This window comes from Streptomyces crystallinus (assembly GCF_039521265.1).
GTDB lineage: Bacteria > Actinomycetota > Actinomycetes > Streptomycetales > Streptomycetaceae > Streptomyces > Streptomyces crystallinus.
The window spans coordinates 1-13,078 of record NZ_BAAACA010000063.1 but is presented as its reverse complement, the minus strand read 5'-3'; the positions used below and the strand labels follow the sequence as shown (position 1 = coordinate 13,078).

The 13,078-nt window shown below is 70.9% G+C and carries 13 protein-coding genes; 7 read left to right on the top strand and 6 right to left on the bottom strand.

Features of this window, described 5'->3' with window-relative positions; genetic code table 11:
- Positions 1-69: 69 nt before the first annotated feature.
- Both ABD236_RS32345 and ligD read right to left on the bottom strand, forming a co-directional pair.
- Positions 70-981 carry an ATP-dependent DNA ligase gene (locus tag ABD236_RS32345; protein ID WP_344080324.1) on the bottom strand — a complete coding sequence of 304 codons (912 nt, stop codon included), beginning with the start codon at positions 979-981 and terminating at the stop codon, positions 70-72.
- Positions 978-1,862: a non-homologous end-joining DNA ligase gene (ligD, locus tag ABD236_RS32340; protein ID WP_344080321.1), complete on the bottom strand. Its 885-nt coding sequence runs from the start codon at positions 1,860-1,862 to the stop codon at positions 978-980. Before ligD ends, ABD236_RS32345 begins: the two co-directional genes overlap by 4 nt.
- 40 nt (positions 1,863-1,902) lie before the next feature.
- Between ligD and ku the strand changes: the two genes are divergently transcribed.
- Entirely contained in the window at positions 1,903-2,967 is a 1,065-nt protein-coding gene (ku, locus tag ABD236_RS32335) for a non-homologous end joining protein Ku (protein WP_344080318.1), read from the top strand.
- A 51-nt stretch (positions 2,968-3,018) separates the two neighbouring features.
- Here the strand turns inward: ku and ABD236_RS32330 are convergent, their stop codons facing one another.
- From ABD236_RS32330 to ABD236_RS32315, 4 genes are all read right to left on the bottom strand, one after another.
- Entirely contained in the window at positions 3,019-4,746 is a 1,728-nt protein-coding gene (locus tag ABD236_RS32330) for an MFS transporter (protein ID WP_344080315.1), read from the bottom strand.
- Between the two features lie 408 nt (positions 4,747-5,154).
- Positions 5,155-5,697, bottom strand: a complete 543-nt coding sequence (locus ABD236_RS32325; protein WP_344080312.1) for a cupin domain-containing protein — start codon at positions 5,695-5,697, stop codon at positions 5,155-5,157.
- 314 nt (positions 5,698-6,011) lie between these two features.
- Entirely contained in the window at positions 6,012-7,226 is a 1,215-nt protein-coding gene (locus ABD236_RS32320) for an FAD-dependent oxidoreductase (RefSeq protein ID WP_344080309.1), read from the bottom strand.
- Between the two features lie 137 nt (positions 7,227-7,363).
- On the bottom strand, positions 7,364-7,819 hold the full coding sequence (locus ABD236_RS32315) for a carboxymuconolactone decarboxylase family protein (protein WP_344080305.1): 456 nt from the start codon (positions 7,817-7,819) through the stop codon (positions 7,364-7,366).
- A 177-nt stretch (positions 7,820-7,996) separates the two neighbouring features.
- On the opposite strand from ABD236_RS32315, the gene ABD236_RS32310 reads away from it, so the two are divergent.
- The 6 genes from ABD236_RS32310 to ABD236_RS35125 all read left to right on the top strand — a co-directional run bounded on the left by ABD236_RS32310 (position 7,997) and on the right by ABD236_RS35125 (position 13,025).
- A complete protein-coding gene (locus tag ABD236_RS32310) occupies positions 7,997-8,218 on the top strand; it encodes a hypothetical protein (RefSeq protein ID WP_344080302.1) in 222 nt (73 codons plus the stop codon).
- Positions 8,215-8,304, top strand: coding sequence for a K(+)-transporting ATPase subunit F (gene kdpF / locus ABD236_RS32305; protein WP_190123518.1), 90 nt, complete (start codon positions 8,215-8,217; stop codon positions 8,302-8,304). The genes ABD236_RS32310 and kdpF overlap by 4 nt, the downstream gene beginning before the upstream one ends.
- An 8-nt stretch (positions 8,305-8,312) precedes the next feature.
- Positions 8,313-9,977, top strand: coding sequence for a potassium-transporting ATPase subunit KdpA (gene kdpA / locus ABD236_RS32300; protein ID WP_344080294.1), 1,665 nt, complete (start codon positions 8,313-8,315; stop codon positions 9,975-9,977).
- Positions 9,974-12,112, top strand: a complete 2,139-nt coding sequence (kdpB, locus tag ABD236_RS32295; protein WP_344080289.1) for a potassium-transporting ATPase subunit KdpB — start codon at positions 9,974-9,976, stop codon at positions 12,110-12,112. The genes kdpA and kdpB overlap by 4 nt, the downstream gene beginning before the upstream one ends.
- A 6-nt stretch (positions 12,113-12,118) precedes the next feature.
- Positions 12,119-12,793: a potassium-transporting ATPase subunit C gene (locus tag ABD236_RS32290; protein ID WP_344080286.1), complete on the top strand. Its 675-nt coding sequence runs from the start codon at positions 12,119-12,121 to the stop codon at positions 12,791-12,793.
- Between the two features lie 157 nt (positions 12,794-12,950).
- Positions 12,951-13,025, top strand: coding sequence for a 50S ribosomal protein bL37 (locus tag ABD236_RS35125; RefSeq protein WP_371657075.1), 75 nt, complete (start codon positions 12,951-12,953; stop codon positions 13,023-13,025).
- Positions 13,026-13,078 lie beyond the last annotated feature (53 nt).

Below are 13,078 nucleotides of genomic sequence, written 5' to 3'. Positions count from 1 at the left end.
GACGGAAATGGGGCCGGGGGCGTAGCCCCGGGGAAGTGGGCCTCCAACCACCCCCCACCCCCGGAGGGTTTAGGGAAGGGGCGGGGTGGGGGCAACACGCAAGCGCAGCACCGTCGTCACACCCAGCCGCGCAGACCCCCGCGACACCTCCGCCAACAACCCCCCTCCCTCCACCCCCGTATACCCCACCTCCCCCCACCCCGGCGCCACCGCCACCCCCGTCACCGGCCCGCTCGGCAACCCCGCCCGCCCCGCCTCCGCCCGCAGCCCGGACGACAGCGGCGTCGACACGGTCACCTCGTCGTCGCCCGGCAGCACCAGCACCAGCGCGCTCGGCCGCCGCGCCGGGCCGACGTACCCGACCACCACCCCCTCCCACGTCTCCGTGTGCCGCACCTTGCGCCACGCGCGCGTCCCACCCCGGTACGGGGAGTCGGCGCGCTTGGCCACCAGGCCCTCGATGCCGCTCGCGGGAAGCGTCTCGTACCAGGTCAGCGCCGTTTCGAGGTCGTCGGTCGCCGGGACCGGCTGGAGCGGGGGGCCCAGGGGGCCGAGCAGGGACACCAGCCGGGCCCGGCGCGCGCCGTACGGGAGGCGGCGCACGTCCTCGCCCCCGTCGGCGAGGACGTCGAACGCCGCGTACGAGGCCGGCAGCCGCGCGGCGAGCAGCGCGGCCCGCGCCGGCGTCGCCGCCGCCCGGCGCTGCACCGCCGCGAAGTCGGTGCGGCCCCCGCTCCACACCACCACCTCCCCGTCGAGCACACACCCCGCCGGCACCTCCAGCGCCGCCGCCACCAGATCCGGGAAAGCGGCCGTCACGATCCGGCCCGACCGGGCCTGGAGCACCACCCCGTCGGCGTCCCGGAACACCACCATCCGATGGCCGTCGAACTTCGGCTCGTACCACCAGCCCGGCCCACGCGGCAGCTCCCGTACGGCCCGCGCCAGCGCGACCCGTACCGGCGGCCGAGGCCCGCTCACGGCACCCGCCCCGCCCGGTTGAGGTTGATCAGGGGGCCCAGCAGATCCCCGTCCACCGCCAGCCGCGGCTCGATGTCCTGGAGGAGGAAGACCAGGTCGTCCGGCGTGCGGCAGGACTCCACCTCCTGCCAGGACACCGGCGCCGACACCGTCGGGCGCTCCCTCGCCCGCAGCGTGTACGGCGCCGCCGTCGTCTTCGCCGCCGCGTTCTGGCTGTGGTCGACGAACACCTTGCCGGGGCGCAGGGCCTTGGCCATCTTGTGCGTGACCAGGCCGGGGAGGGCTGCCTCCGCCTCCTGGGCGAGGCCCTTGGCGTAGCGGGAGACGTGGTCGGAGGAGGTCGGCTCCAGGGGGACGAGGAGGTGCAGACCCTTGGAGCCGGAGGTCTTCGCGTACGCGTGCAGCCCGTCCGCCGCCAGACGCTCGCGCAGCCACTGCGCCACCGCGCAGCACTCCACCACCGTCGCCGGGGCCCCGGGGTCCAGGTCGAAGACCATCCGGTCGGCCCGCGCGGGCGCGTCCGCCTGCCACTGCGGGGTGTGGAACTCCACCACCAGGTTGGCCGCCCACATCAGGGTCGACAGGTCCGGGACCGCCACCTGGCGCGCGCCGCTGTCCTCGGAGCGCGGGACGGACACCGTCGTCACCCAGGAGGGTGTGCCGGGCGGGGGATTCTTGGTGAAGAAGAGCTGCCCCCCGGGGCCGTCCGGGTAGCGCAGGAACGACACCGGCCGGTTGTGCAGATGGGCGAGGAGCGCACCCGCGACGGACGCGTAGTAGTGCAGCACCTCGCCCTTGGTGGTGCCGGTCGCCGGGTACAGCACCTTCTCCAGCCGGGAGAGGGCGACCCGCCGCCCCTCCACCCATGTGATCGGCGTCATACGATGAGAATCCCACTATTTCCGGCAAAGAGGATGAAGAGTGCGATCCATATGGAACGGCGCGATCTCATTTGGGCTGGTCAGCATCCCGATCAAGCTCTACAACGCGACCGAGAGCCACTCGATCTCGTTCCGCCAGATCCACACCGAGGACGGCGGACGCGTCCGCTACCGCAAGGTGTGCGAGCTGGACGGCGAGGAGCTGGACGCGTCCGAGATCGGCAAGGCGTACGAGGACGCGGACGGGTCGCTGGTGCCGATCACCGACGAGGACCTGGCCGCGCTGCCGCTGCCCACCGCCAAGACCATCGAGATCGTGGCCTTCGTGCCGGCCGACTCCATCGACCCGCTCCAGATCGACACGGCGTACTACCTGAGCGCCAGCGGCGTCCCGGCGGCCAAGCCGTACACCCTGCTCAGAGAGGCGCTCAAGCGCAGCCGCAAGGTGGCGGTCGCCAAGTTCGCGCTGCGCGGGCGGGAGCGGCTGGGGATGCTGCGGGTCGTGGACGACGTGATCGCCATGCACGGGCTGCTGTGGCCGGACGAGATCCGTACGCCCGAAGGGGTCGCCCCGGACAGTGACGTCAAGGTCCGCGACGCCGAGCTCGATCTGGCGGACGCCCTGATGGACACCCTCGGCGACGTCGACGTCGAGACCCTGCACGACGACTACCGGGAGGCCGTGGAGTCCCTCATCGCCTCCAAGGCGGGCGGCGCGCTGCCCCCGGCCGAGGCACCGGAGTCGCCCCGCGGCGGCAAGGTCATCGACCTGATGGCCGCGCTGGAGAACAGCGTGCGCGCGGCGAAGGAGGCGCGCGGCGAGGAGGCGGAGGGGTCGGCCGAGGTCACCGAGCTGAAGCCGCGCAAGACGGCCGCGCGCAAGAGCGCCCCGGCGAAGAAGACCGCGAAGAGCACGAGCAAGGCGGCCACGAAGACCACGGCCAGGTCCACCGCCAAGACCGCCACCAAGTCGACCTCGAAGACCGCCAAGAAGTCGGCGGCCTCACCCAAGGCGTCCGCGTCCGGCGCCAAGAAGTCCACCGCCACCACGGCCAAGAAGACGGCCGCGAAGAAGACGACGCCCCGCAAGCGCGCGTCGGCCTGAGCGACCGGCGTACGCCCGCGGGGAGTCGGGGCGCGTGAGGGCGGCGCGGGGTCAGACGCCCCGGGCGACCGGCTCGCCCAGGGCCTCCAGCTCCGCGTCCAGGTCGCGCGCGTGCACCTCACGGGGCAGCGCGAACATGCCGAGCGCCACCAGGATCAGGATCCCGACCCCGTACCAGAGGCTGAGGTCGAAGCTCTTGACGAAGTTGTGGCTGACGGCCTCCTGGCCCTGCTTGGTCAGGATCGGCTGGACCTTGTCGGCGCCCGGTACCGAGGAGGGCCGGCAGCTGGCCGGGACCTTGGTCGGATCCGACTCGGCCGACCGGTCGTGCACACACGCCCGGAAGCCCTTGACGATGCCGTCGACGCCGTCCGCCGGGACCCCGGCGGTCACCAGCTCCTGGCGCAGCGCCGGAGTGACCTTGTCCACGCCGTGGTCGGAGTCGCTGGCGAGGTGGCCGAAGAAGAGCACGCCGACCAGGGCGACACCGAGCGCCATACCGACCTGCTGGGTGGTGCCGAGCAGACCGGAGGCGGAGCCCGCGTCCTTGGCGGGCACCTTGGTGAGGATCGCGTCGATCATCGGCGCCACCACCAGACCGAAGCCGAAGCCGGTGACCACCAGCGGCGCGATCATCTGCCAGGACGGGATGCCCGGGCCGTAGTGGTGGGCGACCAGGATGTACGCGGCGAAGCCCAGCGCGTTCAGGAGCGCGCCGCCGATCAGGGTGAGGCGGCCTATGCGCGGGGTGAACACCTCGACCGCGAGGCCGGAGCCCGCGGCGGCGCCGACCGCGAAGGCGGCACCGGTCAGACCGGCGCGCATGGGCGACCAGCCGAGACCGAGCTGCATATAGAGCGTCCACACCAGGAAGAAGCCGCCGAGCGCGATCCAGAACAGCGTCCACACCAGCATGCCCGCGGTGAACGCGCGCTCCTTGAAGAGGCTGAGCACCACCAGCGGCGAGCCCACGGTCCGGGTGCGGTGGCGCTCGAAGACGACGAGCACGCCGAAGACCACGACCGAGCTGCCCATCAGGAGGAACGTCCAGGCCGGCCAGTCGAGGGCGCGGCCCTCGGCGAGCGGGTAGACCAGCATCAGGATGCCGGTCACCGCGATCACCACGCCGATCGGGTCCAGCTTGGGCGCGGCCGCCGACTTGGAGTCGCGCACGAAGAACCAGGCGGCGATCAACGCGCCCACGCCCACGGGGATGTTGACCAGGAAGATCGGACGCCACTCCAGGTCCGCGATGTTCGCGTCGACCAGCACACCGCCGACGATCAGACCGGCCACCGACGCGGAGCCGAGCACCCCGCCCCAGATGCCGAGCACCTTGCCGCGCTCCTCGGACGGGAACGTGACATGGATGATCGCCAGGATCTGCGGGACCATCAGGCCCGCCATGGCGCCCTGGAAGAAGCGCGCGCCGATCAGCATGCCCGGGCCGCTCGCCACACCGCAGAGCGTCGAGGCGATGGTGAAGCCCGCCACGCCGATCAGGAACATCTTCTTGCGGCCGTAGATGTCGCCGAGCCGGCCGCCGGTGATCAGCAGGGCCGCGAAGCCCAGCACATAGCCGGCCACGACCCATTCGATCTGGGTGTAGTCGGCGTGCAGGTCCTTCTGGATGCTCGGGATGACGACGTTGACGATCGTCACGTCGAGCATGTCCATGAACCCGGCCACGAGAACGATGATCAGGGCGAGCCAGCGGCGCGGGTCGAGCGTCTGCGCTTCGCCGGACGCGTCGGCTCCGGCGTGGGTGTCGTGAGTCATGGCGTTTCTACCTCTGGCCGATCGTGGTGACCGAGGCCGTCCGAGCCCGGTCGTGACGGATGGAGCGTGATGAGACGAGTGCCATTTGCGGATCTCCTTGCCACAGCGGCAGGAAAAAGTGCGTCACTCAGATGACGACACAGGATCTGGTCTTGTGACTCTTCGCAGGTCACAGCCGTGCGGTGGGCGCGCAGACAGCCGCCCCGCGGATCGCCTGGGCGATCGGACGGGGCGGGGGCCGCGCTGCGGGCGAAAGGGCGCGGGGAAGCGCCCTCCCGCCCGGGATGTCGGGCTCATGACAGGCCGACACCACCGCTCAGGAAGGCACTCACACGCTCCGACGGCCCGGGCCACTCGGCCCGGCCGACCCGCCGCGCCCGGCTAAGTCGCTGCGGCTTACTAAGCCGCTCAAGCGACCGGCTGCTTGGTGTGTTCGGCGAGCAGGCGCTGGGCCTTCGCGTCGGCCTCGCCCGCCGGGACGAGGACGCCGTCGGGGGTGAGGCGCCTGGGCTCGCTGCCCGCCATCCGCCAGTCGAACTTCGCGGCCAGCTCGAAGAGGTCGGACTGGATCAGCGGGCCGCCCTTCTCGTGCTCGGCGGCGAGCGCGGTCGGGTGGTACAGCTCGTAGCCGCCCGGCAGGTGCAGCGTCAGGAAGTGGCAGCCGCCCTCGACCGTGGTGGACCAGGTGTGCTCGGTGCCCTTGGAGATGTGCGCCATCCCGCCCGGACCCAGCGTGGTCACCTCGCCGTCGATGTACATGACCAGGGAGCCCTCCAGGACGAAGTACGTCTCGTCGGACTCGGCATGGGTGTGCAGCGGCGGCCCCGGGGTCGCGGCCGCTATCTCGCCTTCCACGAGGGCGGCGGCGCCATCCGTGGCACCGCTCGGCAGGACGATTTCAAACCCGCGGCGCCCGGCAGGACGGTCCTCGGGGTAGATGATGGTCGTCATGAATCCCTCTCTGGCTTGATTTCTATCAAGTGCGTATGGGTTTAGCACGGGGCGGCGGGTGCGGGTCAAGCAGCGCTCAACTTGCCCGTCAGGCGCGGCTCCAGTGGCACTCAGGCCCCTGGTGAACAGCTCTAGCACGGCTGTGTGCGACCGCGGGAATTCCGCAGTTGGACAGTTGCGGATAGCGGCTGGTTGTCCGGTCAACGAAATTGCCGGGAGTTCACGGAAGCCGGATCGCGGGAAATTCCGGAAATGCCGACGGGCGGGTACCGGCGCCCTTCGCGCCCGTACCCGCCCGTCGGCGGCCGTCCGGCTCAGACCCGCTCGGGAATCCGTACGTGCTCGGGCCGCGGCCCGTACCCGATCATCCGCGCGATCAGCTGCCGCATCGGCCGCACATGCTCCGCGACCGCCAGGAACCGCGGCGGCCTGGACTCCCGGGTGCCGTGCAGGGTCGGCGCGATCAGCTGGTTCTGGAGCAGGATCTGCATACTCTGGATGGCGATCACCGGGGGCAGCCGCCGCCGCTGGAGCGCCGCCAGGTGCTCGGTGCTCACCGCGCCCCGCCGCAGCGGCTCGGCCAGCAGGTTGGCGGTGGCCACCGCGTCCTGCACGGCCACGTTGATGCCGAACCCGCCGACCGGCGACATCGCGTGCGCGGCGTCGCCGATGAACAGCAGCCCCGGCCGGTACCAGCGCCTGAGCCGCTCGACCCGTACCTCCAGCATCCGCGCGTCGGAGAACTCGATCTTGTCCGGGCGGTCGCCCATCCACGGCAGCAGCGCCCGGATGCTGGCCCGCAGCGACTCGATGCCCTCGGCCTGGAGCTCCGCGTACCGGCCCTTGGGGATGACGTACGCGAACTGCCAGTACGTGTCCCGGCAGATGCCGATCAGCAGCCCCTGCCGGCCCATCCGGATGAAGGTGTCCGGCGGGTCGCTCTCCTCGCGCGGGATCCGGAACCACAGGTCGTCCATCGGCGCCCCGAAGCCCTGCGGGACCAGCCCGGCCGGGCGGCGCAGCACCGAGTCGCGGCCGTCGGCGGCCACGGTGAGCTCCGCGCGCAGCTCGTGCTCGCCCTCGCCGTCCCGGTAGCGCACGCCCCGGGCCCGGTCGCCCTCGCGGATCAGACCGTGCACCTCCGCGCCCATCTTCAGATGGAAGTGGGGGTACTTGGCGGCCTCGGCGGCCAGCAGGTTGAGGAAGTCCCACTGGGGGACGAAGGCGATGTACGGATAGGTGCCGGACAGCAGCCGCTGGTCGGCGACGAGCACGTCACGGGTGTCGGTGACCATGTTGATCCCCGGTGTGGTGCGGTGCGGCAGCTCCAAGAAGCGCTCGGCGAGGCCCAGCTCGGCGAGGACGTCCAGGGTGGAGGGGTGGATCGTGTCGCCGCGGAAGTCCCGCAGGAAGTCCTGGTGCTTCTCCAGGACGGTGACCTCGATGCCGGCCCGGGCGAGCAGCAGCCCCAGCATCGCGCCGGCCGGCCCGCCCCCGACAATGCAGCAGGCGGTTGTCTCGTTTGCCATTCGTGCCACCTCGGCGTCGCGCATGGATGTCGTACGAGTCGATCTCGGCGAGCATGCCCCACGCGGTCGCGGGTGCCAAGGTCGAACAGAGCGAACGGAGCGTCAGATCCCTTGTTCACCAGGGGAGTTGCACAAGATCACCAGGTCTGGCCGCCCTGCTGGCGGGTGGCCGCGTTGAGGCGGTTGTAGAAGTTGCTGACGCCGATCCACAGCACCAGCGCCGCCAGCGGCTTCTCCTCGTAGTGCCGGGCGGCCTCCGCCCAGACGTCGTCGGGCACCGGCTCCGCCCGGTCGTTGAGCCGGGTGACGGACTCGGTCAGGGCGAGCGCGGCCCGCTCGGCGTCCGTGAAGTACGGCATCTCGCGCCACGCGGCCACCGCGAAGAGCCGCTCCGCGCTCTCGCCGCCCTTCATCGCGTACCGGGTGCCGGAGTCCACACAGGCGCTGCATCCGTTGATCTGGCTGGCGCGCAGATGCACCAGGTGCATCGTGGTGGCGGGCACCCCGGCGCTGTGGGTGGCCTTCTGGAGTCCGCGGACGGCCTCCATCGCCCCCGGGACGAGCGTCGCCGGGCTCGGCATCCGTGCTTCCATGACTGTTCTCCTGGCTGCCACTCGCTGTGTGGCCTGGGCTCCGACTGTCATGGAACTGACGAAGCCGGACACGGAAGTGTGACGGGGCGGCGCGCCGGGCACACGGGCGCCCGGTCGGCCCGCGCCCCCCTCGGACCTGCCACGGGGCCGCACCGGCCGCCCGCCGCGGCGCCGCGTATGAAAGCCGTCAAGGACGCGCCGGTGGCCGTAAGGGGCCCGTCAACGAAACGTGCGCGGGCCGCCCGGGCGGGTTTGCTCAACAGGTCCGAACATTTCCCGCTCAATTCCGAGCCTCTTCGAGTTCTGGAGTTCGCGATGGCCGATCTGGCCTTCGTCGTCACCACGGTCGCGGTATTCGCGCTGGTGGCGCTCATCGCCAAGGGGGTGGCGAAGCTGTGACCGCCGAGAACGTCGTCGGCCTGATCGTGGCCGTCGCCCTGCTGGGATACCTCGTCCTCGCCCTTGTGTACCCGGAGAGGTTCTGAGCTCCGCCATGTCTCCTGTTCTTTCCGGGGTGCTCCAGTTCGCCGCGCTCGCGGCGGCCCTGGCCCTCTCGTACCGGCCGCTGGGCGACTACATGGCCCGCGTCTACTCCTCCGACAGGCATCTGCGCGTCGAGAAGTGGATCTACAAGGCCATCGGCGCCGACCCGTCCGCGCAGATGCGCTGGCCCGCGTATCTGCGCGGTGTCCTCGCCTTCTCCGCGGTGAGCGTCCTCTTCCTCTATCTGCTCCAGCGCCTCCAGGGGCATCTGCCGGGCTCGCTCGGCTTCGTGTCGATCCCGGCGGACCAGGCGTTCAACACCGCCGCGTCGTTCGTGGCGAACACCAACTGGCAGTCGTACTCGGGCGAGCAGTCCATGGGCCACGTCGTGCAGACCGGCGGCCTCGCGGTGCAGAACTTCGTCTCCGCCTCGGTGGGCATCGCGGTCGCCGTCGCCCTGGTACGCGGCTTCGCCCGCTCCCGTACCGGTGAGCTCGGCAACTTCTGGTCCGACCTGGTGCGCGGCACCGTCCGGATCCTGCTGCCGATCTCGGTGGCCGGCGCGCTGGTGCTGGTCGCCTGCGGCGCCATCCAGAACTTCGCCGGGATCCACGAGGTCGGCCAGTTCATGGGCGGCAGCCAGCAGTGGAACGGCGGCGCGGTCGCCTCCCAGGAGGCGATCAAGGAGCTGGGCACCAACGGAGGCGGCTACTTCAACGCCAACTCCGCCCACCCCTTCGAGAACCCCGACGGCTTCACCAACCTGTTCGAGGTCTTCCTGATCCTGGTCATCCCGTTCGCGCTGACCCGGACCTTCGGCCGGATGGTCGGCAGCCTCCGGCAGGGATACGCGATCCTGGCGACGATGGCCGCCATCTGGGTGGGGTTCACCGCCCTGATGATGTGGACCGAGTTCGCCCACCACGGACCGGCGTTCGACGTCGCCGGCGGGGCCATGGAGGGCAAGGAGACCCGCTTCGGCGTCGGCGGCACCTCGGTCTTCGCGGTCGCCACCACCCTCACCTCCACGGGCGCCGTGGACGGTTTCCACTCCTCGCTCACCGGCTTCGGCGGCGGCATCACCATGCTGGGCATGCAGCTCGGCGAGATCGCGCCCGGCGGCACCGGCTCCGGCCTCTACGGCATGCTGGTCATGGCGGTCATCGCGGTGTTCCTGGCGGGCCTGATGGTCGGCCGTACGCCGGAGTACCTGGGCAAGAAGATCGGCACCCGCGAGATCAAGTTCGCGGCCTGCTACATCCTGATCACGCCCGCGCTGGTGCTGGGCTTCACGGCGATCGCCATGGCACTGCCCTCGACCCGCGACTCGATGACCAACTCGGGCGCGCACGGCTTCTCCGAGGTGCTCTACGCGTACACCTCGGGCGCCAACAACAACGGCTCGGCCTTCGCGGGTCTGAACGCCAACACCGAGTGGTTCAACACCTCCCTGGGCCTGGCGATGCTGCTCGGCCGGTTCCTGCCGATGGTGTTCGTGCTGGCGCTGGCGGGCTCGCTCGCCGAGCAGCGGCCCGTCCCCGAGACCGCGGGCACCCTGCGCACCGACAAACCGCTGTTCACCGGCCTGCTGGTCGGCACCCTCCTGATCGTCACCGGTCTGACCTACTTCCCCGCGCTCGCGCTGGGGCCGCTCGCCGAGGGGCTGGCGGCATGACCACGAACCTGAAGTCCGAGGAGCCCGGCTCCATGCCCACCGCAACCGCCGCCCCCACCCGCGCCCCGCACGGCGACGTTCCCACCGGCCATCCGGACCAGGGGAGGGTCGGGGGAGGCCTGTTCGACCCGAAACAGCTGATCAGGTCCTTCCCGGAGGCGGTCAGGAAGCTGGACCCCCGGGTGATGGTCAAGTCCCCGGTGATGTTCGTCGTGGAGATCGGTTCCGTCCTCACGACCGTCCTGGCGGTCAAGGACCCCGGCGACTGGTTCGGCTGGGCGATCGCGGGCTGGCTCTGGCTCACGACGGTCTTCGCCAATCTGGCCGAGGCGGTCGCGGAGGGCCGGGGCAAGGCGCAGGCCGACACCCTGCGCAGGGCCAAGACCGACACGGTCGCCCGGCGGCTGAACGGCTCCGCCGAGGAGCTGGTGCCCGGCACCGAGCTGCGCGTCGGCGACCTGGTCGTCTGCGAGGCGGGCGACACCATCCCGGGCGACGGTGACGTCGTCGAGGGCGTCGCCTCGGTGGACGAGTCCGCGATCACGGGCGAGTCCGCGCCGGTGATCCGCGAGTCCGGCGGCGACCGCTCGGCCGTCACCGGCGGTACGAAGGTGCTCTCCGACCGGGTCGTCATCAAGATCACGACCAAGCCGGGCGAGACCTTCATCGACCGGATGATCAGCCTGGTCGAGGGCGCGGCCCGGCAGAAGACCCCCAACGAGATCGCCCTCAACATCCTGCTGGCCTCCCTCACCATCGTCTTCCTGCTGGCGGTGGTCACGCTCCAGCCCTTCGCGCAGTACGCGGGCGCCGAGCAGTCCATGATCGTGCTCGCGGCCCTGCTGGTCTGCCTCATCCCGACCACCATCGGCGCGCTGCTCTCCGCGATCGGCATCGCGGGCATGGACCGCCTGGTCCAGCGCAACGTCCTGGCCATGTCGGGCCGGGCCGTGGAGGCTGCGGGCGATGTGTCGACGCTGCTCCTGGACAAGACCGGCACCATCACCCTGGGCAACCGCCGGGCCGCGGAGTTCGTGCCCGTACGCGGTACCACCGAGGCCGAGCTGGCGGACGCGGCCCAGCTCTCCTCGCTCGCCGACGAGACCCCCGAGGGCCGCTCGGTCGTGGTCCTGGCCAAGGAGCGGTACGGGCTGCGCGAGCGCAACCAGGGCGAGCTGACGGGCGCGGAGTGGGTGGCGTTCACCGCCCAGACCCGGATGTCGGGTGTGGACGTGGACGGGCGCAAGGTGCGCAAGGGCGCGGCCGGTTCGGTCGTGGCGTGGGTGAAGGAGCGGGGCGGACATGTCGCCGAGGACGCCCAGCGGCTCACGGACGGGATTTCCCAGGCTGGTGGCACGCCGCTGCTGGTGGCTGTGGAGGACACGGACGGGGCCCGCGTCCTGGGTGTCGTCCACCTCAAGGACGTGGTCAAGGAGGGCATGCGGGAGCGGTTCGCGGAGCTGCGCCGGATGGGCATCAGGACGGTCATGATCACGGGCGACAACCCGCTGACCGCCAAGGCCATCGCCGAGGAGGCGGGCGTCGACGACTTCCTCGCCGAGGCCACCCCCGAGGACAAGATGGCGCTGATCAGGCGCGAGCAGGCGGGCGGCAAGCTGGTCGCGATGACCGGCGACGGCACCAACGACGCCCCCGCGCTCGCGCAGGCCGACGTGGGCGTGGCGATGAACACCGGCACGTCGGCCGCCAAGGAGGCCGGCAACATGGTCGACCTCGACTCCGACCCCACCAAGCTGATCGAGATCGTCGAGATCGGCAAGCAGCTCCTGATCACCCGGGGCGCGCTGACCACGTTCTCCATCGCCAACGACGTGGCGAAGTACTTCGCGATCATCCCCGCGATGTTCGCGGTGGTCTACCCGGGCCTGGACAAGCTCAACGTCATGGGCCTGCACAGCCCGCAGTCGGCGATCCTCTCGGCGGTCGTCTTCAACGCGCTGGTCATCGTGGCGCTCGTACCGCTCGCCCTCAAGGGCGTCCGGTACCGCCCGACCAGCGCCGACAAGCTGCTCCGCCGCAACCTAGGGATCTACGGCCTCGGCGGCCTGATCGCGCCCTTCGTCGGCATCAAGCTCATCGACCTGGTCATCTCCCTCATCCCCGGAATCGGTTGATCCGCCATGAACAACTCCCTCACCACCACGGCCCGGTTGCTCGGCGCGGGCCTGCGCGCCCTGCTCGTCCTCACGGTCATCTGCGGCGTCCTCTACCCGCTCGCCGTCACCGGCGTCGCCCAGGCGGCCTTCGGCGCCAAGGCGAACGGCTCCGAGGTCAAGTCCCAGGGCCGGGTGGTCGGTTCGGAGCTGATCGGCCAGCGCTACGACCTCCCCAAGAAGAACCCCTCCGACCCGGACGAGGCCGCCCGCCCGGACCCGCACTGGTTCCAGCCGCGCCCCTCGAAAGGCCAGGGCGTCAACTCCCTGAACACCCAGTACCAGTTGATCGTGTCCGGCGCGACCAACCTCTCCGGCGACAACGAGAAGCTGATCCAGCAGGTGAAGGACGCGAAGGCGGCGGTGGTACGGGACAACACCACGCCGGACTTCACGGTGCAGGCCTCGGACGTCCCCGCCGACGCGGTCACCTCCTCCGGCTCGGGCCTGGACCCCGATATCTCCCCGGCGTACGCGAAGCTCCAGGTCCACCGGGTGGCGCGGGTCAACGGGCTGCCGGTGGCCGAGGTGGCGAAGCTGGTCGCCGACCACACGAGGGGCCGCGTCCTCGGCTTCATCGGCGAGCCCCGGGTGAACGTCCTGAAGCTGAACATCGCGCTGAGGGAACTCGCGGGGAAGTGACGCGGCCGGGAGCCACCGGTCGGGAGCCACCGGCCGGGAGCCACCGGCCGGGAGCCAACGGCCGGGGGCGAGCGGCCGCGATGCGCGGCGAGGACCCCGCTCATAGACTGACCGTGGCGATATGTCCCTGTTAGCACGGAAAAGGGAGATGCGGTCCATGTCCAAGCGAGGCAACAAGCGACGCGCCCGGAAGAAGAAGAGCGCCAACCACGGAAAGCGCCCGAACACCTGAGCCCGTAGGGCGTACCCCTGGCCCCGGCCCGCCGCCACCGACGTGGCGGCGGG

Coding starts and splice junctions, on each gene's coding strand:
- kdpA (WP_344080294.1), top strand. CDS start 8,313: ATGTCTCCTGTTCTTTCCGGGGTGCTCCAGTTCGCCGCGCTCGCGGCG.
- kdpB (WP_344080289.1), top strand. CDS start 9,974: ATGACCACGAACCTGAAGTCCGAGGAGCCCGGCTCCATGCCCACCGCA.
- ABD236_RS32320 (WP_344080309.1), bottom strand. CDS start 7,226: ATGGCAAACGAGACAACCGCCTGCTGCATTGTCGGGGGCGGGCCGGCC.
- ligD (WP_344080321.1), bottom strand. CDS start 1,862: ATGACGCCGATCACATGGGTGGAGGGGCGGCGGGTCGCCCTCTCCCGG.
- ABD236_RS32325 (WP_344080312.1), bottom strand. CDS start 5,697: ATGACGACCATCATCTACCCCGAGGACCGTCCTGCCGGGCGCCGCGGG.
- ABD236_RS32310 (WP_344080302.1), top strand. CDS start 7,997: ATGAAAGCCGTCAAGGACGCGCCGGTGGCCGTAAGGGGCCCGTCAACG.
- ABD236_RS32330 (WP_344080315.1), bottom strand. CDS start 4,746: ATGACTCACGACACCCACGCCGGAGCCGACGCGTCCGGCGAAGCGCAG.
- ABD236_RS32290 (WP_344080286.1), top strand. CDS start 12,119: ATGAACAACTCCCTCACCACCACGGCCCGGTTGCTCGGCGCGGGCCTG.
- ABD236_RS32315 (WP_344080305.1), bottom strand. CDS start 7,819: ATGGAAGCACGGATGCCGAGCCCGGCGACGCTCGTCCCGGGGGCGATG.